General features: G+C 72.3%; 21 protein-coding genes. 9 read left to right on the plus strand and 12 right to left on the minus strand.

What is annotated here, in order from left to right:
• Positions 1 to 11: 11 nt before the first annotated feature.
• A complete protein-coding gene (locus tag IE136_RS14075; RefSeq protein WP_158990156.1) occupies positions 12 to 521 on the plus strand; it encodes a hypothetical protein in 510 nt (169 codons plus the stop codon).
• A 48-nt stretch (positions 522 to 569) separates the two neighbouring features.
• On the opposite strand, the gene IE136_RS14080 is transcribed toward IE136_RS14075, so the two are convergent.
• The gene (locus IE136_RS14080; RefSeq protein ID WP_189600490.1) at positions 570 to 1,349 is read right to left on the minus strand and encodes a hypothetical protein; all 780 of its coding nucleotides are present in this window, start codon (positions 1,347 to 1,349) and stop codon (positions 570 to 572) included.
• 243 nt (positions 1,350 to 1,592) lie between these two features.
• Between IE136_RS14080 and IE136_RS14085 the strand changes: the two genes are divergently transcribed.
• The 3 genes from IE136_RS14085 to IE136_RS14095 are packed head-to-tail and all read left to right on the plus strand — an operon-like array spanning position 1,593 to position 4,606.
• The gene (locus IE136_RS14085) at positions 1,593 to 2,861 is read left to right on the plus strand and encodes a magnesium transporter MgtE N-terminal domain-containing protein (protein ID WP_158990152.1); all 1,269 of its coding nucleotides are present in this window, start codon (positions 1,593 to 1,595) and stop codon (positions 2,859 to 2,861) included.
• Positions 2,854 to 3,429: a DUF1003 domain-containing protein gene (locus IE136_RS14090; protein WP_158990150.1), complete on the plus strand. Its 576-nt coding sequence runs from the start codon at positions 2,854 to 2,856 to the stop codon at positions 3,427 to 3,429. Before IE136_RS14085 ends, IE136_RS14090 begins: the two co-directional genes overlap by 8 nt.
• 43 nt (positions 3,430 to 3,472) lie before the next feature.
• Positions 3,473 to 4,606, plus strand: a complete 1,134-nt coding sequence (locus IE136_RS14095; RefSeq protein ID WP_189600491.1) for an Mrp/NBP35 family ATP-binding protein — start codon at positions 3,473 to 3,475, stop codon at positions 4,604 to 4,606.
• A gap of 62 nt (positions 4,607 to 4,668) precedes the next feature.
• On the opposite strand, the gene IE136_RS14100 is transcribed toward IE136_RS14095, so the two are convergent.
• The 5 genes from IE136_RS14100 to sigE form a co-directional block, all read right to left on the minus strand.
• Positions 4,669 to 5,295 carry a hypothetical protein gene (locus tag IE136_RS14100; RefSeq protein WP_158990146.1) on the minus strand — a complete coding sequence of 209 codons (627 nt, stop codon included), beginning with the start codon at positions 5,293 to 5,295 and terminating at the stop codon, positions 4,669 to 4,671.
• A gap of 93 nt (positions 5,296 to 5,388) precedes the next feature.
• A complete protein-coding gene (locus IE136_RS14105; RefSeq protein ID WP_158990144.1) occupies positions 5,389 to 5,853 on the minus strand; it encodes a sec-independent translocase in 465 nt (154 codons plus the stop codon).
• Positions 5,854 to 5,944: 91 nt separating this feature from the next.
• Positions 5,945 to 7,624 carry a S1C family serine protease gene (locus tag IE136_RS14110; protein WP_189600492.1) on the minus strand — a complete coding sequence of 560 codons (1,680 nt, stop codon included), beginning with the start codon at positions 7,622 to 7,624 and terminating at the stop codon, positions 5,945 to 5,947.
• 74 nt (positions 7,625 to 7,698) lie between these two features.
• Positions 7,699 to 8,646, minus strand: coding sequence for an anti-sigma factor family protein (locus IE136_RS14115; RefSeq protein ID WP_189600493.1), 948 nt, complete (start codon positions 8,644 to 8,646; stop codon positions 7,699 to 7,701).
• Complete coding sequence (gene sigE, locus IE136_RS14120; RefSeq protein ID WP_158990140.1) at positions 8,643 to 9,401, minus strand: RNA polymerase sigma factor SigE; 759 nt, start codon at positions 9,399 to 9,401, stop codon at positions 8,643 to 8,645. The genes IE136_RS14115 and sigE overlap by 4 nt, the downstream gene beginning before the upstream one ends.
• Before the next feature lie 140 nt (positions 9,402 to 9,541).
• Here sigE and IE136_RS14125 point away from each other — a divergent pair, with 140 nt between their 5' ends.
• Positions 9,542 to 10,207: an O-methyltransferase gene (locus IE136_RS14125; protein ID WP_158994667.1), complete on the plus strand. Its 666-nt coding sequence runs from the start codon at positions 9,542 to 9,544 to the stop codon at positions 10,205 to 10,207.
• A 151-nt stretch (positions 10,208 to 10,358) separates the two neighbouring features.
• On the opposite strand, the gene IE136_RS14130 is transcribed toward IE136_RS14125, so the two are convergent.
• Positions 10,359 to 10,526: a DUF3117 domain-containing protein gene (locus IE136_RS14130; protein ID WP_006346801.1), complete on the minus strand. Its 168-nt coding sequence runs from the start codon at positions 10,524 to 10,526 to the stop codon at positions 10,359 to 10,361.
• 320 nt (positions 10,527 to 10,846) lie between these two features.
• Here IE136_RS14130 and chcB point away from each other — a divergent pair, with 320 nt between their 5' ends.
• Entirely contained in the window at positions 10,847 to 11,650 is an 804-nt protein-coding gene (gene chcB, locus IE136_RS14135; protein ID WP_189600494.1) for a 2-cyclohexenylcarbonyl CoA isomerase, read from the plus strand.
• 18 nt (positions 11,651 to 11,668) lie between these two features.
• On the opposite strand, the gene IE136_RS14140 is transcribed toward chcB, so the two are convergent.
• The gene (locus IE136_RS14140; protein ID WP_158990136.1) at positions 11,669 to 12,256 is read right to left on the minus strand and encodes a DNA-3-methyladenine glycosylase I; all 588 of its coding nucleotides are present in this window, start codon (positions 12,254 to 12,256) and stop codon (positions 11,669 to 11,671) included.
• The gene (locus IE136_RS14145) at positions 12,253 to 12,588 is read right to left on the minus strand and encodes a hypothetical protein (RefSeq protein ID WP_189600495.1); all 336 of its coding nucleotides are present in this window, start codon (positions 12,586 to 12,588) and stop codon (positions 12,253 to 12,255) included. Before IE136_RS14145 ends, IE136_RS14140 begins: the two co-directional genes overlap by 4 nt.
• A 102-nt stretch (positions 12,589 to 12,690) precedes the next feature.
• Here IE136_RS14145 and folP point away from each other — a divergent pair, with 102 nt between their 5' ends.
• Entirely contained in the window at positions 12,691 to 13,551 is an 861-nt protein-coding gene (gene folP / locus IE136_RS14150) for a dihydropteroate synthase (RefSeq protein WP_158990132.1), read from the plus strand.
• 95 nt (positions 13,552 to 13,646) lie between these two features.
• On the opposite strand, the gene IE136_RS14155 is transcribed toward folP, so the two are convergent.
• Both IE136_RS14155 and dapE read right to left on the minus strand, forming a co-directional pair.
• Positions 13,647 to 14,396 (minus strand): LOG family protein, encoded by a 750-nt coding sequence (locus IE136_RS14155; RefSeq protein WP_158990130.1) that lies wholly within the window; start codon positions 14,394 to 14,396, stop codon positions 13,647 to 13,649.
• Between the two features lie 84 nt (positions 14,397 to 14,480).
• Entirely contained in the window at positions 14,481 to 15,575 is a 1,095-nt protein-coding gene (gene dapE / locus IE136_RS14160) for a succinyl-diaminopimelate desuccinylase (RefSeq protein WP_189600496.1), read from the minus strand.
• Between the two features lie 29 nt (positions 15,576 to 15,604).
• Between dapE and IE136_RS14165 the strand changes: the two genes are divergently transcribed.
• Together IE136_RS14165 and IE136_RS14170 are read left to right on the plus strand one after the other, a co-directional pair.
• Positions 15,605 to 16,540 carry a hypothetical protein gene (locus IE136_RS14165; protein ID WP_229818835.1) on the plus strand — a complete coding sequence of 312 codons (936 nt, stop codon included), beginning with the start codon at positions 15,605 to 15,607 and terminating at the stop codon, positions 16,538 to 16,540.
• Positions 16,541 to 16,937: 397 nt separating this feature from the next.
• Positions 16,938 to 17,333 carry an ATP-binding protein gene (locus tag IE136_RS14170; protein ID WP_158990124.1) on the plus strand — a complete coding sequence of 132 codons (396 nt, stop codon included), beginning with the start codon at positions 16,938 to 16,940 and terminating at the stop codon, positions 17,331 to 17,333.
• 94 nt (positions 17,334 to 17,427) lie between these two features.
• Here IE136_RS14170 and IE136_RS14175 read toward each other — a convergent pair whose 3' ends face one another.
• A complete protein-coding gene (locus IE136_RS14175; protein ID WP_189600497.1) occupies positions 17,428 to 18,534 on the minus strand; it encodes a bifunctional succinyldiaminopimelate transaminase/glutamate-prephenate aminotransferase in 1,107 nt (368 codons plus the stop codon).
• Positions 18,535 to 18,590 lie beyond the last annotated feature (56 nt).

Genomic DNA, 18,590 nt, shown 5'->3' on the forward strand with positions numbered 1-18,590 from the left:
GGCTGCGGAGCATGACGGAAACGCTGCTCGGCCCCGCGCTCGTCGAGGAGGCCACGAAGAAGTCCGGCCTCATCTGGGTCCGGGGCGACGCCTCGGCCGCGCGGGCGCTGTGGCACGTCTGGCACGACGGCGCGGCCCACGTCGTGGGCGACGGGCCGGGCGAGCAGCCGCTCCCGGGGCTCGTCGCGGGCTCCACCGCCGAGGTGACGGTCCGCAGCAAGGACAAGGGCGGCCGGATCGTCTCCTGGACGGCCTCGGTGAGCGAACTGCCCTCCGGTACGCCGGAGTGGGACGCGGCGGTCGCCGAGCTGAAGGGCAAGCGCCTGAACGCGACGGACGGCGAGGCGATGCCGGAGCGCTGGGCGCGCGAGTGCCGGGTGCTGCGCCTTGAGCCGGTGGGCTCCACGACGGACCTGCCGGACGGCTCCCTCGCGGCGGTCCCGCAGCCTTCGGACGCGACCACGCGGCGCGCCGTGCCGGCGGCCCTCCCCCGTCTGCTCTTCAAGCGCCGCAAGCGCTGAGCCGGGCCGGGCCGCCGAGCCCGGTGACGACCCGCGGCGAAGGCCGGGTCAGGTGCGCGGGAGCTGCTTGCCGTAGTCCAGCGTCTGGCCCGCGGACGGCTCCTCCAGCGCGAAGTCCTTGTCCCACTCGGAGAGGACCACCACGCCCGCTCCGCCGGCGCGCGCGAACCGGAGCGGGAACGGCGTCCCCTCGAGCGCGACGTCCAGCGTGCCGCCCTCGCCCGACTCGCCGCCCTTGACCTTGACCGTACGGATGCCGCCGATCTTGTCGCGGTCTCCCTTGACCGCTTCGCCGTGCAGGCCGATGAGCCCGTCGAGGAGCAGATCCATGTCGGTGAAGCCGCGCAATTGCTTGTACGAGGGGTCGTCCTGCGGCACCTTGACGTACTTGTCGTCGAGCTTGTCGGCCGCCTCGCTGTCGGCGTCACCGCCGCTGTCGGCGTCGGGCGTCTCGGACCCCGACGGCTTGTCGTCGTGCGCCCAGAAGCCCGCGTCGGCCTTCAGGTAGAGCGCCTCACCGATCCGCAGCAGCTCGAAGGTGCTGTTCTTCGTCGTCACCGAGCCGCTCGCGCCGTCCTGCTTGAGCCGCATGTTCAGCTTGTACGTGCCGCCCTTGCTGACCAGTGTCCCGGCGAGCCGGACCGCCTTCGCCGTGTCCGCCGCGGACTGCGCCTTCTGCTCGATGACGGTCGCGGAGAGCTTCCCCACCCCGTTCGTCCCCTCGTCCGGGTCCGCGGCGCAGCCGCTCAGTACCGCCGTGAGGCCGGTGCAGAACGCCACGGGCAGGACGACCCTGCGGATACGCGATGCCGGGGGGAGATCGGTCACCTGCGCTGCCTCTCGTGCTCTTCGGCCCGGTGGAGGGCCGTGTCGGTGGGGGCCGTGTCGGTGGGGGGACGGCAGTGCGCAGCGTACCCGGGCCGGGAGCGTCGCCCGCAGGCAGCCGTGACGTCGCGCACGGGCAGCCGTACGGGCGCTCTGCCGGGGCGCCACGCAAGGGCACGGGCTAGCCTGAACCCGGCATACCTCAAGCAATGACCCGAATCGTGCGACATCGAGGAGGCGCGTGGCATGGCGGCAGGCGCCCCTCGGATCTTCGTCTCCCACCTCGCCGGTGTGCCCGTCTTCGACCCCAACGGCGACCAGGTCGGCCGTGTCCGCGATCTCGTCGCCATGCTGCGGGTCGGCCGCCGCCCGCCCCGGCTCCTCGGCATGGTCGTCGAGGTGCTCAGCCGCCGCCGGGTCTTCGTCCCGATGACGCGGATCACCGGTGTCGCGTCCGGCCAGGTCATCACCACCGGCGTGGTGAACATGCGCCGCTTCGAGCAGCGCCCGACCGAGCGGCTCGTCCTCGGCGAGCTGCTCGACCGGCGCGTCCGCCTGGTCGAGACCGGCGAGGAGGTCACCGTCCTCGACGTCGCCATCCAGCAGCTGCCGGCGCGCCGCGACTGGGAGATCGACAAGGTCTTCGTACGGCGCGGCAAGGGCGGGGCGCTGCGCCGCAAGGGCGAGACGCTGACCGTCGAGTGGTCGGGCGTGACCGGGTTCTCGCTGGAGGAGCACGGTCAGGGGGCGGAGAACCTGGTCGCCACCTTCGAGCGGCTGCGCCCCGCCGACCTGGCCAACGTGCTGCACCACCTCTCCCCGAAGCGGCGTGCCGAAGTCGCCGCCGCCCTCGACGACGACCGGCTCGCGGACGTCCTGGAGGAGCTTCCGGACGACGACCAGATCGAGATCCTCGGCAAGCTGAAGGAGGAGCGCGCGGCGGACGTCCTGGAGGCCATGGACCCCGACGACGCGGCCGACCTCCTCTCCGAGCTGCCCGAGGAGGACAAGGAGCGGCTGCTCACCCTGATGCGACCGGACGACGCCGCCGACGTCCGGCGGCTGCTGGCGTACGAGGACCGGACGGCGGGCGGTCTGATGACGACCGAGCCGATCGTGCTGCGGCCGGACGCGACGGTCGCGGACGCGCTGGCCCGCGTACGGCAGCAGGACCTCTCCCCCGCGCTCGCGGCGCAGGTGTACGTGTGCCGGCCGCCGGACGAGACGCCGACGGGCAAGTACCTGGGCATGGTGCATTTCCAGCGGCTGCTGCGGGACCCGCCGTTCACGCTGGTCAGCTCGCTGGTGGACAGCGATCTGCCGCCGCTCGCGCCGGGCACACCGCTGCCCGCCGTGACCAGTTATCTCGCCGCGTACAACATGGTCGCGGCGCCGGTCGTGGACGAGAGCGGGTCGTTGCTCGGGGCGGTCACCGTCGACGACGTCCTGGACCACCTGCTGCCGGAGGACTGGCGGGAGACGGAGTTCCACGAGGAGAGGGCTGCGAATGGCTGAGCGCACCCCGGACCGGGACCGGGAGCGGTCCATGCCCCGGATCCGGCTCGACCTGCCGCGCGAGCGCCGGGCCCGGCTGCTGCCGGAGTACGACCCCGAGGCCTTCGGGCGGCTGTCGGAGCGGATCGCCCGGTTCCTGGGGACGGGACGCTTCCTCGTCTGGATGACCCTGACGATCATCCTCTGGGTGCTGTGGAACGTCTTCTCGCCGCCCTCGCTGCGGTTCGACGAGTACCCGTTCATCTTCCTGACGCTCGCCCTGTCGCTGCAGGCCTCCTACGCGGCCCCGCTGATCCTGCTCGCCCAGAACCGGCAGGACGACCGGGACCGGGTCAACCTCGAACAGGACCGGAAGCAGAACGAGCGGTCGATCGCCGACACCGAGTACCTGACCCGGGAGATCGCGGCCCTGCGGATGGGTCTGGGCGAGGTGGCGACGCGCGACTGGATCCGCTCGGAGCTGGAGGACCTGACGAAGGAGCTGGAGGAGCGCCTCGACGGCCACCGGGGCCATCGGGATCTATTCCCCTCCGGTGACGATCGCAGAAGTGACGTACCCGACCGCTGACGGGCTTTCCGAGGCCGGTGGTCGGCGCCGTACCATCGTCGGTATGGCTACGGAAGACGCGGTGCGTGAAGCACTGGCGACGGTGAACGACCCCGAGATCAACAAACCGATCACTGAGCTCGGCATGGTCAAGTCGGTGGAGATCGGACCCGACGGCACGGTCGCCGTCACGGTCTACCTCACCGTCTCCGGCTGCCCGATGCGCGACACGATCACCCAGCGCGTCACCGACGCGGTCTCCCGGGTGGAGGGGGTCACGGGCGTCGACGTCACGCTGGACGTGATGAGCGACGAGCAGCGCAAGGAGCTGGCCGCCGCCCTGCGGGGCACCACGGCCGAGCGCGAGGTCCCCTTCGCCAAGCCCGGCTCGCTGACCCGCGTGTACGCCGTCGCCTCCGGCAAGGGGGGCGTCGGCAAGTCCTCCGTGACCGTGAACCTCGCCGCGGCGATGGCCGCGGACGGCCTGAAGGTCGGTGTCGTCGACGCCGACATCTACGGCCACAGTGTGCCGCGCATGCTGGGCGCCGACGGCCGTCCCACCCAGGTCGAGAACATGATCATGCCGCCGTCCGCGAACGGCGTGAAGGTCATCTCCATCGGCATGTTCACCCCGGGCAACGCCCCGGTCGTCTGGCGCGGCCCGATGCTCCACCGCGCGCTCCAGCAGTTCCTCGCGGACGTGTACTGGGGCGACCTGGACGTCCTGCTGCTCGACCTGCCCCCGGGCACCGGCGACATCGCGATCTCGGTGGCCCAGCTGGTCCCGAACGCGGAGATCCTCGTCGTCACGACCCCGCAGCAGGCGGCGGCCGAGGTCGCCGAGCGGGCCGGCTCGATCGCCGTCCAGACCCACCAGAAGATCGTCGGCGTCGTCGAGAACATGTCGGGCCTGCCGTGTCCGCACTGCGACGAGATGGTCGACGTCTTCGGCTCGGGCGGTGGCCAGAAGGTCGCGGACGGCCTGACGAGGACCACGGGCGCGACGGTGCCGGTCCTCGGCTCCATCCCGATCGACGTCCGCCTGCGGGAGGGCGGCGACGAGGGCAGGCCGGTCGTCCTCACCGACCCCGAGTCCCCGGCGGGCGCGGCGCTGCGCGCCATCGCGGGCAAGCTCGGCGGCCGCGCGAGAGGCCTCTCGGGCATGAGCCTGGGCATCACCCCGCGCAACAAGTTCTGAGCACGGGGGTCTGAGCACGGCGAAGGGCGCCGCTCCGGTGAGCGGCGCCCTTCGCCGTGCCGTCAGGTGTACAGCCCGAGGTCCTTCACCGCGGAGAACCCCAGCCCGTACGCGCTCATCCCCCTGCCGTACGCCCCGATGTGCACCGCGCCCGCGGACCCCGCCAGCACCCAGCCGAACTCCGACTCCCGGTAGTGGAACGGCATCGGCACCCCGTCCACCGGAAGCGACAGCGTCGACCACTCCGGCCCCGCCAGGTCGTCCGCGAGCTCGAAGGCGGTCTCGGTCTGCTGGTCCAGCCAGTCGTCGCGCAGCACGTGGTCCAGCTGCGCCGGCCATGTGTACGCCAGGAGCCCCGAGCCGGCCAGCCAGGCGGCGGAGGAGACGGTCGTGGCTTCCAGGACGCCCGTACCGTCCCCCGTACGGCGGACCGGGCTCGCCGCGACGGTCACGACGACGGCGAAACGCTCCTTCTCGGTCCCGCTCGCGTCGGACTTTATGGACGGCTCGTCGCCGTGGCCCATCGACCCGTGCTGGACGGTCCCGTCCGCCGCCGTGCCCACCTGCATCAGCCAGCGGGCTCCGGTGAACGCCTCGTCCAGTCCGTACCAGGGGAACTCCGCGCGCAGATAGCCTTCGGCGGTGCGCCGGGTCGCGGGCGGTCCCTCCACCCGACTCGTCGTCTCCATCTCGGCCGCCTCCTCGTTCCGTCGTGCCCGCGTCGGCGGACAACAGATGGAGGATAGCCACCGACCCGCGTCAGGTCGTGTCAGCGCAGGTGGTCAGGTCGCGTCGGAGTCGTACGGCGGACGCTCGCCGGCGTCCGGCTTGTCCTGCTTCTTGAGGAGGTCGGGCGAGCCGTTGACCGCCGCCGGAACGGAGGACGCGGCAGCGGCGGAGGGCACGGACGAACCCGTCTCACGGCCGTGCACCGCGTCGGCGACGTCGTTCATCTCCTTCTTGAGGTCGAAGCTGCTGCGCAGCTCCTTCAACTCGTTGAAGTCCTCGTTCCCCTCCAGCTGCTTGCGGAGGAACGTCTTCGGGTTCAGGTCCTCGAACTCGAAGTCCTTGAACTCCGGCCCCAGCTCGGTGCGGATGTCCTGCTTCGCGCTCTCCGAGAAGTCGCGGACCTTGCGGACGAAGCGCGAGACGTCCTGGATGACCTTCGGCAGCTTCTCCGGGCCGAAAATGAGCACGGCGAGGACCACGAGCGTCACGAGCTCGAGTATGCCTAGGTCGTTGAACACCTTGCTGCTCCTTACACGGGGTCCGGGGCCCGCACCACGGTACCCGCCGAAACAGCCGGGCGGGTACCTCGCGGCGTCCCCCACATGGCGCTCAGTCGCCCTGCGAGGAACCGAGCGTCAACGTCTTGGTCTGCTCTTTGCCTCCGCGCACCAGCGTCAGCTCCAGCCGGTCGCCGGGACGGTGGGCGCGGATCTTCACGATCAGCTCCTCGCCGCTGTGGACCCGCTGACCGTCGACCTTGGTGATCACGTCGCCGGGCCGGATGCCCGCCTTGGCCGCCGGGCCGCCAGGGGTGACCGAGGCCGAGCCGTCCTTGCCCTTCTCACCGACGCGGGCCCCGTCGCCGTTGAACTGCATGTCGAGGCTCACACCGATGACGGGGTGGGTGGCCTTGCCGGTGTTGATGAGCTCCTCGGCGACGCGCTTGCCCTGGTTGATCGGGATGGCGAAGCCCAGCCCGATGGAACCGGACTGGGCGCCGCCCTCGCCGCCCGAGCCGTCACCGGCGGCGCGGATGGCGCTGTTGATGCCGATGACGCGGGCCTTGGAGTCGACCAGCGGCCCGCCCGAATTGCCTGGGTTTATCGGGGCGTCGGTCTGCAAGGCGTCGACATAGCTGACGTCGCTGCCGTCGCCCTTCTCACCGCCGGCCGTGATGGGCCGTTCCTTGGCGCTGATGATGCCGGAGGTGACGGTGTTCTGGAGGTCGAAGGGGGCACCGATGGCGACGACCGGGTCGCCGACGCGGACGTTGTCCGAGTTGCCGAGTGGCAGGGGCTTGAGGTTCGAGACCCCGGTGACCCGGACGACGGCCAGGTCGTAGCCGCTGTCCTTGCCGACCAGCTTGGCGCTCGCCGTCTCGCCGCTGCTGAAGGTGACCGAGATGTCCCCGGAGGAGGCCGCCGCGTCGACCACGTGGTTGTTGGTCAGGATGTGGCCCTGGGTGTCCAGGACGAAGCCGGTACCGGTGCCGGAGGCGCCGCCACCGCTGACGTGGAGGGTGACCACGCTGGGCAGCGCGCTGGCGGCGATCCCGGCGACGCTGTCGGGGGCGCGCCCTGCGTCCTCGGGTCCCGCCTGCGGCAGCTCGACGGTGGTGATGCCGCCGTTGCGCTCGACGTAGGCGCCGACCGCGCCGCCGAGGACACCCGTGACGAGGGCGAAGACCAGTGCGCCCGCGAGCGCGAGCCCGCGCCGCGACCGGCGGGGCTTGGCGCCGGACGGCTCGGCCCCGAGGATCAGCGGGGCGCCAGGAGCCCCCCAGGGGTCGTACTGCACCCACTGCGCCGGCGCAGGCCCGGCGGGCGCGGCCTGCGGGACGGCCTGCTGCGGCGCCTGCGGGGGCACGGGCTGCGGGGGCACGGATCCGTGGGCGGGGGCTGCCACCGGCCGCTGGACGGGCGGTGCGGGCGCCCACGGGCCGGGCCCGCCGTAGGGCGGGGTCCGGTACTCGTCGGGCTCGTGCAGCGGCTGCGGCTGCGCCGGTACGGGAGCAGGGGCAGGAGCCTCCACGGGGACCGCCTCGACGGGAGCGACCGCCGCTCCTGCGACCGCCTCTCCTGCGACCGCCTCCACGGGGGCGTCGGCTGGAGGCACGACGACCTCCGGGGTCCGGGCCTCGCGGACGTCCGGGGCGTCGGGGGCCGCGGGCGCGGCCAGGGTGAAGTCGCCCTCGTCCACGGCCGGCGGCTCCGGTATGGGCGCCGACGGCGTACTCGTAGGCCGGCTCCACCACTTCGGCTTCTGGCCGGTGGGCTTCCCGTCGTTCATGCTCTCCCCGCAACAGCTGGCCGGTCCGCGCCCCTGCGTCGGGCGCCCGTGCCTGGATTCAACCAGGTCCGGGCTCAGCGTTGTGAGGTGAGCGGCTTCGACGACGTGCTCGGGGCGGCGAACCCGGTCGGAGCCGGGGTTGCCGTGGGGCCGCCGAACGTGCCGAGCCCCGGTGCGACGCCCAGCTGCAGCGCCGGTCCCGTGGGACGTATGAAGGGAGAGAGCGCCAGCAGCGAGTGCGGGGCGGGGCCCTGGAGCCGGACGGCCACGGCGGGCGTCGCCTCCCCCGGCACCAGGGGGCCGGGCACCACGGTGCCGGGCGTCGAGCCGGCGCCGAGGGGGGTCGCCGAGGTCTCGGGAGCCGTGCGCTCCCCCGAGCGCTGACCCCTCCCGGTGGACGTGCCGACGCCCGCGCCCGAAGCCGCACCCGGATTCGTACCGTTGCCGGCGCCGGTGGCCGCGGCCCGCAGCGGAGTCACGTTGTTACCCGTGCCCTCGCCGCGCGCGCTGCCGACCGTCGACTCCAGCGGCAGGGCGCCGCCGAGGGCGATGGCCGCGAAGGAGACGGCGCTGGCCGCCGCGATGCCGAAGCGTCGGCCGCGCCAGGACGAGCGGTCGTTCTCGGGCCGTGCGCCGACCTCGTGGATGCGGAAGCCGGTGTGCGGGGAGGCGGCCGCCGCGGTGGCGAAGCCGTCGGACTTCACCCCGCGTGACGGGCCCAGGCCGAAGAGGTCGTCGAAAGGTCCCCCCCGTCGGTCTTCACCCCCCGGACCACCCGGCCCCCCCGGCAGCCCCTGGAGACGGGCGAGCAGCCCCTCCGAGGGCGGAGGGGGTGCGGTGGAGGCGAAGACGCTCTTCAGCCTGCGCTGGGCGTCGGCCTCCGCCTTGCATTTGGCGCAGGTCGCGAGGTGCGCCAGGACCCGCTCGCGGGCGTCGTGGCCCAGCTCCCCGTCGACGAGCGCGGCGAGCCGGTCCCCGAGGTGCTGCTCCGCGGGGGTCGGACCGGCAGGACTCGTACTCACGCCGTTCCGCCCTCCCAGCCGACGGTGGCCAGCGCGCGCTCCGCCCGGGCCTCGGGAGAACGGTGCTTCAGCGCCTTGCGCAGGTGGGAGCGGCCGCGGTGGATGCGGCTGCGGACGGTGCCGAGCTTCACGCCGAGGGTCGCGGCGATCTCCTCGTAGGAGAGTCCTTCGATGTCGCAGAGGACGACCGCGGCGCGGAACTCGGGCGCGAGGGTGTCGAGAGCCTGCTGGACGTCGGCGTCGAAGTGGGTGTCGTTGAACACCTGCTGCGGAGAGGGCTCGCGGCTCGGGAGCCGCTCGGCCGCGTCGTCCGCGAGCGCGTCGAACCGGATCCGCTGCTTGCGGCGGACCATGTCCAGGAAGAGGTTGGTGGTGATGCGGTGCAGCCAGCCCTCGAAGGTGCCGGGCGTGTACGTCGACAGCGAGCGGAAGACACGGACGAAGACCTCCTGCGTGAGGTCCTCGGCGTCGTGCTGGTTGCCCGTCAGCCGGTAGGCGAGGCGATAGACCCGGCCACTGTGCGTGCTGACGATCTCCTCCCAGCTGGGCGGAGTCCACGCCTGCGATTCCGCATCCGATGCGAAGGTCGCCGTGGTGGGAGCGGAGTCGACGGTGTGGAAACGGTCAGCGGTGTCGGTCACGGATTTCGGCTCACCCGCCGACCTGAGAAGACGCCGAAGCCGTCCCCTCCGATCCACAGGCGCAGCCGCACCTCCCCTATCGGCTCTGGTGGTGTCCAGTGGAGCCCCTACCATAGCCACCTCGCCCGTTAGCTCCGGATAAGAATCTTTACGCGAATTTGGGGCCGGGGCACCGGCACCGCGCGTCGCGTCCTGCCCTCTGTGAACGCGCGGTCCCATCTGCGGGTTCCCGCGTGCAGCGGATACAGTCACCGTTGCGCCAACTACGGGGACAGGAGAGGGCCATTACCGCCAACCGGCAGACGAGCTGGGCGTTCGCCGACGCCTTTGTCGCCGAGGACGAAGCGCTGCGCTGGGCCCGTGACCGGGCCCGGGAGGCAGGGCTGCCCTCGGTGTCACCGGGCACCGGCGCCGCTCTGCGCCTGCTGGCCGCCACGGCGGACGCGAAAGCGGTGGCCGAGATCGGTACCGGTACGGGCGTGTCCGGGATCTATCTGCTGCACGGGATGCGGCCGGACGGGGTCCTGACGACGGTGGATGTGGAACCGGAGCGCCAGCAGTTCGCCAAGACGGCGTTCCGGGCGGCCGGCTTCGCCGGGAACCGGGCGCGTTTCATCCCCGGCCGCGCCCTGGACGTCCTGCCGCGGCTCGCGGACGGCGGATACGACCTCGTCTTCTGCGACGGGGACCGGCTGGAGTCCCTGGACTACCTCGCTGAATCGTTGCGCCTGCTGCGACCGGGGGGTGTGGTCTGCTTCGAGGGTGTCTTCGCGGACGGCCGCACGGTCGACGGGGCGGCGCAGCCGGCGGAGGTGCTGCGGGTACGGGAGCTGCTGCGAGCGGTCCGCGAGAGCCAGGAGCTGCTGCCGACCCTGCTGCCGGTCGGCGACGGCCTGCTGTGCGCGGTGCGGCGCGCCTGAGGCGCGGCCCACGGGGCCCGGGGCGATCGCAATCCCCGCGTGGGCCACGGGCCACGGGGCGATCGCATTCCCGCGTGTCCGTAGAGACACTCCTGCCCCGGCGCGGTGCGTACCGTGCCGGGGCAGGAGCGGACAATCCTGGCTTGTCGCGTCAGCCGACTACCTGCTTCAGGGCGTCGCCGAGGGCTTCGGCCTCGTCCGGGGTCAGCTCGACGACAAGCCGACCGCCGCCTTCGAGCGGAACCCGCATGACGATGCCCCGCCCCTCCTTGGTCACCTCGAGCGGGCCGTCGCCCGTCCGCGGCTTCATGGCCGCCATGCTCGTTCCCCTTCCTGAAACCAGCTCATCGTCAGCCGACGGCCCCTGAAGAGGAGCACACGTCACCGGCATCGAACACATTGCTTCCAGGTCATTATCCCGCATCACAGGACCCGATGACCAACATCGGTTCGCATCGCTTGCGCAACGCGCTCCCGCAAAACCCCCTATTTCGGTGATCCGCCTGCGATACTTCGCCGCCACTTCAGCGCTTGTCTTTGACGCAGGTCACATGCACGGGGTGCGTGATCTCCGCCATGCTGGGGGTCCCGGCGAAGCCGGGGAGGGTCAGGGACGCAAAGACGCGAAGGGAAGCCGCGATGGCCGACACCGTGCTGTACGAAGTGAGCGACGGACTCGCCACGATCACGCTCAACCGGCCCGAGGCCATGAACGCGATGAACATCGAGGCGAAGGTCGCCCTGCGGGACGCGGTGGAGACGGCCGCGGCGGACGTGGCCGTTCGGGCGGTGCTGCTGACGGCCGCGGGCGACCGGGCCTTCTGTGTGGGCCAGGATCTGAAGGAGCACGTGGGGCTCCTGATGACGGACAAGGAGTCCGGCACGCAGGTCACCATGAACACGGTCCGGGACCACTACAACCCGATCGTCAAGGCGCTGACCAGCATGAAGAAGCCGGTCGTGGCGGGCGTGAACGGGGTCGCGGCGGGGGCGGGCTTCGGCTTCGCGCTGGCGGCGGACTACCGGGTGGTCGCCGACACGGTCAAGTTCAACACCTCCTTCGCGGGTGTCGCGCTGACCGCCGACTCGGGCATGTCCTGGACGCTGCCGCGGCTGATCGGGGCGAGCCGGGCGTCGGACCTGCTGCTCTTCCCGCGCTCGATCAGCGCGCAGGAGGCGTACGACCTGGGCATCGTGAACAGGCTGGTCCCGGCCGCCGACCTGACCGCCGAGGCCACGGCCGTGGCCCGCACCCTGGCGGCGGGCCCGACGGTGGCGTACGCGGCCCTGAAGGAGTCGCTGGCGTACGGGGCGGACCACTCGCTGGCGGAGGCCCTGGAGAAGGAGGACGAACTCCAGACGAAGGCGGGCGCGTCGGAGGACCACACGATCGCGGTGCGGGCCTTCCTGTCGAAGGAGAAGCCGGCTTACGTGGGCCGCTAGGCCGTGTCCGGGGGCTGCCTAACGGGCGCCCCGGGCCACGCAGTCGGCCACGTGGTCGTCGACCAGGCCGCATGCCTGCATCAGGGCGTAGGCCGTCGTGGGCCCGATGAAGCGCAGGCCGCGCTTCTTGAGGGCCTTGGACAGGGCCGTCGACTCGTCCGTCACCGCCGGGACGGCCGCCGTCGTCGGCGGGGCCGGGCGGGTCGCCGGGTCCGGGGCGTGGGACCAGATCAGGGCGTCCAGTTCGCCGGGGGCCCACTGCGCGAGCGTCTTGGCGTTGGCCATCGTCGCGTCGATCTTCGCCCGGTTCCGGATGATGCCCTCGTCCGCGAGCAGCCGCTCCCGGTCCCCCTCGCCGAACTCCGCCACCGAGGCGATCTTGAAGTCGGCGAAGGCCCGGCGGAAGCCCTCGCGGCGGCGCAGGATCGTGATCCACGACAGCCCGGACTGGAAGGCCTCCAGGCAGAGCCGCTCGAACAGGGCGTCGTCGCCGTGGACCGGCCGGCCCCACTCCTCGTCGTGGTACGTGACGTAGTCCGGCGCCGAGAGGCCCCACGGGCAGCGCAACAGGCCGTCCGGGCCGGGGATCGCCCCGCCGGCGGTCACTGGGGCCCGTCCTTCCGCGGCGAGGGGCCCGAGTCGTCGCGGCCGCCCGCCAGGGCGGCCCGCAGCTCGGCGATCCGGGCGTCCCGCTCCTCGATCTCCGCGCCCAGGCGGCCGAGGACGTCGTCCACGTCCGCCATGCGGTAGCCACGCGCCGCAACCGGCAGCCGCAGCGCCTCGATGTCTGCGCGGTCGACCGGGCGGGTCGCCGGGAGGGGATCCACCAACTGCTCCGGTGCCACCTCGGGCAGCACCTCACTGTCACCGCCGCCGACCACCGCGAGAGTGACCGCGGCGACGACCACGACCATCGCGATCAGCAAGAACCAGAACACAGCGCGCCTCTCCCCGGAGTGGAAATCGTCCCGTGCCGATCGTGCCATGCGCGACCGGCGGTTAGGGTCGCAGGCGAACGGACGCGAGGGAGGACATCAGGGATGCTGCGCTTGGGACGGCGTGAATTCGGGCCGCACGAGCCGGTGATCATGGCGATCGTGAACCGGACCCCGGATTCCTTCTACGACCAGGGCGCCACCTTCCGCGACGAGCCGGCCCTCGCCCGGGTCGAGCAGGCGGTGGCCGAGGGCGCGGCCATCATCGACATCGGCGGGGTCAAGGCCGGCCCCGGCGAGGAGGTGACCGCGCAGGAGGAGGCGCGCCGCACGGTCGGTTTCGTGGCCGAGGTACGGCGGCGTCATCCGGACGTCGTCATCAGCGTCGACACCTGGCGCGCCGATGTCGGGGAGGCGGTCTGCGAGGCCGGTGCGGACGTCCTGAACGACGCCTGGGGCGGGGTGGATCCGCGCCTCGCGGAGGTCGCCGCCCGCTACGGCGCCGGGCTCGTCTGCACTCACGCGGGCGGCGCGGAGCCCCGGACGCGGCCGCACCGGATCGAGTACGAGGACGTGATGGCCGACATCCTGCGGGTGACCCTGGGGCTGGCCGAACGGGCCGTCGAGCTGGGCGTGCGGCGGGACGGGATCATGATCGACCCGGGTCACGACTTCGGGAAGAACACCCGGCACAGCCTGGAGGCGACCCGGCGGCTCGGGGAGATGACGGAGACGGGCTGGCCGGTGCTGGTCTCCCTGTCCAACAAGGACTTCGTCGGGGAGACCCTGGACCGGCCGGTGAAGGAGCGCGTCCTCGGGACGCTGGCGACGACCGCCGTGTCGGCGTGGCTCGGGGCGCGGGTGTACCGGGTGCACGAGGTCGCCGAGACCCGGCAGGTCCTGGACATGGTGGCGACGATCGCGGGGCACCGTGAGCCCGCCGTGGCACGGCGCGGGCTGGCCTGAGAGCGGACCGGCCCGGGGTCGGACCGGCCCGAGGGGCCCCACGGGACCCGGGACCCGTAGGGCCCCGGCCCCTGAGGTGCCCACGATCGAGGCCTCTACCTGCCGACTTCCTTCGAGACCAGCGCCACCGCCTCCTCCACGTCGTCCGTGACGTGGAACAGCAGCAGGTCCCGCTCCGACGCCTTGCCGCCCGCCACCACCGAGTCGCGGAGCCAGTCGACCAGGCCCTTCCAGTAGGCGGAGCCGAAGAGGACGATCGGGAAGCGGGTCACCTTGCGGGTCTGGACGAGGGTGAGCGCCTCGAAGAGTTCGTCCAGGGTGCCGAGGCCGCCGGGCAGGACCACGAAGCCCTGCGCGTACTTCACGAACATCGTCTTGCGGACGAAGAAGTAGCGGAAGTTCACGCCGATGTCGACGTGGGGGTTGAGCCCCTGCTCGAAGGGGAGCTCGATGCCCAGGCCCACCGAGACGCCCTTGGCCTCTCTGGCGCCCTTGTTGGCCGCTTCCATCGCACCCGGCCCGCCACCCGTGATCACCGCGAAGCCGGCCTGGACCAGGGCGCGGCCCAGGCTCACCCCCGCTTCGTACTCCGGGGAGTCCGGCTTCGTGCGGGCCGAGCCGAAGACGCTGATCGCGCTCGGCAGTTCGGCGAGGGCGCCGAAGCCCTCGACGAACTCGGACTGGATCCGCATGACCCGCCACGGGTCGGTGTGCACCCACTCCGAATCGCCCTCGGTGTCCAGCAGACGCTGATCCGTGGTGCCCGGCTGGATCTGCTCCCGGCGCCTCAACACCGGTCCCAGACGCTGCTCCTCCGGCTTCGACGCTCCCTCGGGGATACCCATGGCCTGCTCCCTCCACCGATCCACTGATCTTCCGGTTCGGTCAGGGTAGGGCCAGAGAGGTGACAAATGGCGAAATCGCGGCTGTCAGGCAGTGAGCCAGTCGCGGAGCCGCGCCTCGCAGTGGCTGATCCTCTCGACCCGCACGTGCTCGTCGCGCTTGTGCGCGTAGAGGGGGTCAGCGGGGCCGTAGTTGACCGCCGGCACGCCGAGGGCGCTGAAACGGGCCACGTCCGTCCAGCCGAACTTGGGGTGGGCGGTGCCACCCACGGCCTTCATGAAGGCGGCGGCGGCCGGGTGCGAGAGGCCGGGAAGGGCGCCGCCGCTCTGGTCGTCGATCACGAACTCGGCGACGCCGCAGTCGGCGAAGACCTCGCGCACGTGCGCCTCCGCCTCGGCCGGGGAGCGGTCGGGAGCGTAGCGGTAGTTGACGACGACCGTGCAGGCGTCGGGGATGACGTTGTTGGCGACGCCGCCCTCGATCCGTACCGCGTTGAGGCCCTCGTGGTACTCCAGGCCGTCGATGACGGGCCTGCGCGGCTCGTAGGCGGCGAGCCGGGCGAGGATCGGGGCGGCGGCGTGGATGGCGTTGGAGCCCATCCAGGAGCGGGCGGAGTGGGCGCGCTCGCCCTCCGTGCGCAGGTGGACCCGCAGGGTGCCCTGGCAGCCGCCCTCGACCTGCGCGTCGGAGGGCTCGAGGAGCACGGCGAAGTCGGCCTTCAGCCAGTCCGGGTGCGCCTCGGCGACCTTCCCGAGGCCGTTCAGGTCGGCGGCGACCTCCTCGTTGTCGTAGAAGACGAAGGTGAGGTCGCGGTTGGGCTCGGGGACGGTGGCGGCGATCCGGAGCTGGACGGCGACGCCCGACTTCATGTCGCAGGTGCCGCAGCCCCACAGGACGCCGTTCTCGTCGAGGCGCGAGGGCACGTTGTCGGCGATCGGGACGGTGTCGATGTGTCCGGCGAGGACCACGCGCTCCGCGCGGCCGAGGTGCGTCCGGGCCACGACGTTGTTGCCGAACCGGTCGACGGTGAGGTGCGGGAGGAGGCGCAGGGCCTGCTCGATCGCGTCGGCGAGCGGCTTCTCGGTCCCACTGACGGAGGGGAAGTCCACGAGCGCCGCGGTGAGCGTCGGGCCGTCCTGCGTGAGGTCCAGCGGGGCGTCGAGGGGAGCGATGTCAGCCATGTGCCGACCCTAACCCGGCCTCCAGTACGGTGGGGCGCGTGTCCGAGCCCATGCGCCCCACCTCCCGCGCCCGCCGCGGCCGCCTCGCCAGGTTCACGGCCGCCTCCGCCGTCCTCCTCGGCCTGGCGGCCTATGTGGCCGTGCACCAGGTCACGGGGTCCAAGGGCGCCCCCGGGTGCGCGGTGGGCAGTGGTGAGAACACCTACGAGTTCACGCCGGAGCAGGCGTCGAACGCCGCCACGATCTCGGCCGTGGGCACCACCCGCCGGATGCCGGAACGGGCGGTGACCATCGCCCTGGCGACGGCGCTGCAGGAGTCGGCGCTGCGCAACATCAAGCATGGGGACCGTGACTCGCTCGGACTGTTCCAGCAGCGCCCCTCGCAGGGCTGGGGCACCCCGGAGCAGATCCTGGACCCGGTGTACTCCTCGGGGAAGTTCTACGAGGGTCTGGCGAAGGTGCCCGGCTATTCGCGGCTCCCGCTGACCGTGGCGGCGCAGAAGGTGCAGCGCAGCGGTTTCCCCCAGGCGTACGCGAAGCACGAGCCGGACGCGGTGCTGCTCTCGGCGGCGCTGACCGGCCGTTCGGCGGCCTCCCTGCGCTGCTCGACGAACATGCCGCCGGACGGGCGGAAGCCGGGCGATCCGGCGAAGGTACGGGCGGAGCTGGTCCGCGCCTTCGGGCAGAAGGCGGCCCCGAAGGCGTCGGCTTCGACGGCCGGCAGCGCCGGGGCGAACGCGAGCGGCTCCTCGGCCGTGCTCTCCGTGCCCGTCCGCGCGACGACCGGCACGGACGCGCAGCGCGGGTGGGAGCTCGCCCACTGGGCGGTGGCGCGGGCGGACGAGCTGCGGATCGTGGAAGTGTCGTACGCGGACAAGGTCTGGCGCGCGGGCGATGTCTCGGGGAACTGGATGAGGGCGGACCTCCCGGGCGACGGAACGGTCCGTATGCGGCTCGCGAGGTAAGGCGGCCGAAGAAGGCGCCGAAAAGCCCGCCGAGGGGGCCGAAGGCGCCGGCGCGGCGGTCGACGCCTCGTACAGCGACTCGCACAACGCCCGAGCACCCGTACGGGAATTCACTCGGCCGAGTCACGCGTCCCGAAACCGGTCCCCGGAATTCGACAGGGCCCCGACCTGCCCTTCCGTGACCCGGCATGCCCCGGCAATTCCCTTGTGGGGCAAGAGGAGTGACGGTTCCGCAGCGGCCTACGCACGGACGCGTTCGTCCATTTTCCTCCCACCAGACAATACGACGCATTGCCAACTCTTTACCTTCGGTCGCCGCAACCTTCCCCTCCCTCGAGCCGGTTGTCACTGCGTCCGAACGCGGACACCGCAATGTCCTCTCCGTCGAAGGAGCACCATGACCCTCCCCCTGACCCGTCGGATCGCCCGCGCCGCCCTCCTCGTCGCGGCCGGTGCAGCCCCCGTGGTCGGTGCGGCCGGCTCCGCAAGCGCCCTGGACCACAGCCTCGCGCCCACCGGCGCCCTCTCCGGCGTCAGCTCGCTCGACGGCGCCGGTGTCGGCAACACGGTCGACGGCGCGTCGAAGACCGCCACCGGTCTCGCCGGCGACAAGACCGTCGGCAAGGCCGTGGACAGGGCGGGCAAGACCGCCACCCCGACCGCGCAGAAGGCCGCGGGCAGCGCGGGCGAGATCCTCGGCGAGACCGCCGGCGCGGCCACCGAAAGCACCCCGGCCACGGACGGCCTCGGCGAGGGTGTGCCGTCGCTGGGCGGCCTGCCGATCGGCGGCTGACCGCACCACCCCGCACGTGTGAGGGCCCGGGGAGCATCCGCTCCCCGGGCCCTCACACGTCCACGCCTTCCGCTCGCGCCTTCAGGCCGTGTCGTCAGGCGAGGCGCTTGACCGCCGCCTCGACGCGCTCGTCGGTCGCGGTGAAGGCGACCCGGACGAACCGCTCCCCCGCCTCCCCGTAGAAGTCACCGGGCGCGACCAGGACGCCCTTGCCGGCCAGGTACGCCACCGTGTCCCAGCACGGCTCGTCCCGGGTCGCCCACAGGTAGAGGCTGGCCTCGCTGTGCTCGATCCGGAAGCCGTGCGCCTCCAGGGCCGTGCGCAGCGCCGTGCGCCGAGCCGCGTACCGCTCGCGCTGCCCGGCCACGTGCGCGTCGTCGCCGAGGGCGGCGACGGTGGCCGCCTGCACCGGGGCGGGCGTCATCATGCCGCCGTGCTTGCGGATCAGCAGCAGCTCGGCCAGGACGTCCGCGTCGCCCGCGACGAACGCGGCGCGGTAGCCGGCCAGGTTGGAGCGCTTGGAGAGCGAGTGGACGGCGACGACCCCCTCGTACGAACCGCCGCAGACGTCCGGGTGGAGCACCGAGACCGGGTCGGCCTCCCAGCCCAGCTCCAGGTAGCACTCGTCGGAGAAGACGAGGATGCCGTGCTCGCGCGCCCAGGCCACGATCCGGATCAGCTCGTCCTTGCCCAGAACCCTGCCCGTGGGGTTGGACGGCGAGTTGAGCCAGAGCAGCTTCAGGCCGGCCGGGTCCAGCTCGGTCGGGTCGTCGTAGACGACCGGGGTGGCGCCGCAGAGCCGCGCGCCGACCTCGTACGTCGGGTAGGCGAGGCGCGGGTACGCGACCCGGTCCCCGGCGCCGAGACCCAGCTGCGTCGGCAGCCAGGCCACCAGCTCCTTGGAGCCGACGACAGGCAGCACGTTCCGGTGAGTGAAGCCGACCGCGCCCAGGCGCCGCTCGCACCAGCCCGTCAGCGCGTCCCGCAGCTCGGTGGTGCCCCACACCGTGGGATAGCCCGGCGAGTCAGCCGCCCCGACGAGGGCGCGCTGGATCAGCTCGGGAACCGGATCGACCGGGGTGCCCACGGACAGGTCCACGATGCCGTCCGGGTGGGCGGCCGCCGTCTTCTTGTACGGCTCCAGCTTGTCCCAGGGGAAGACGGGCAGGCGCGAAGAGACGGCGCCCGAGACTGCGCTCACGAGTTGGCTCACTTCCTCGTACGTACGGAAAACGCGTCGGTCCCGTACAGCGGGCG

It is taken from the genome of Streptomyces lateritius, assembly GCF_014649715.1.
Lineage (GTDB): Bacteria > Actinomycetota > Actinomycetes > Streptomycetales > Streptomycetaceae > Streptomyces > Streptomyces lateritius.

Excerpts from the sequence above, each read along its gene's own strand:
- chcB (WP_189600494.1), top strand. The coding sequence starts at position 10,847 with ATGGCCGACACCGTGCTGTACGAAGTGAGCGACGGACTCGCCACGATC.
- dapE (WP_189600496.1), bottom strand. The coding sequence starts at position 15,575 with ATGGCTGACATCGCTCCCCTCGACGCCCCGCTGGACCTCACGCAGGAC.
- IE136_RS14155 (WP_158990130.1), bottom strand. The coding sequence starts at position 14,396 with ATGGGTATCCCCGAGGGAGCGTCGAAGCCGGAGGAGCAGCGTCTGGGA.
- IE136_RS14170 (WP_158990124.1), top strand. The coding sequence starts at position 16,938 with ATGACCCTCCCCCTGACCCGTCGGATCGCCCGCGCCGCCCTCCTCGTC.
- IE136_RS14090 (WP_158990150.1), top strand. The coding sequence starts at position 2,854 with ATGGCTGAGCGCACCCCGGACCGGGACCGGGAGCGGTCCATGCCCCGG.
- IE136_RS14100 (WP_158990146.1), bottom strand. The coding sequence starts at position 5,295 with ATGGAGACGACGAGTCGGGTGGAGGGACCGCCCGCGACCCGGCGCACC.
- folP (WP_158990132.1), top strand. The coding sequence starts at position 12,691 with ATGCTGCGCTTGGGACGGCGTGAATTCGGGCCGCACGAGCCGGTGATC.
- IE136_RS14095 (WP_189600491.1), top strand. The coding sequence starts at position 3,473 with ATGGCTACGGAAGACGCGGTGCGTGAAGCACTGGCGACGGTGAACGAC.
- IE136_RS14110 (WP_189600492.1), bottom strand. The coding sequence starts at position 7,624 with ATGAACGACGGGAAGCCCACCGGCCAGAAGCCGAAGTGGTGGAGCCGG.
- IE136_RS14075 (WP_158990156.1), top strand. The coding sequence starts at position 12 with ATGACGGAAACGCTGCTCGGCCCCGCGCTCGTCGAGGAGGCCACGAAG.
- sigE (WP_158990140.1), bottom strand. The coding sequence starts at position 9,401 with ATGGTAGGGGCTCCACTGGACACCACCAGAGCCGATAGGGGAGGTGCG.
- IE136_RS14130 (WP_006346801.1), bottom strand. The coding sequence starts at position 10,526 with ATGGCGGCCATGAAGCCGCGGACGGGCGACGGCCCGCTCGAGGTGACC.
- IE136_RS14085 (WP_158990152.1), top strand. The coding sequence starts at position 1,593 with ATGGCGGCAGGCGCCCCTCGGATCTTCGTCTCCCACCTCGCCGGTGTG.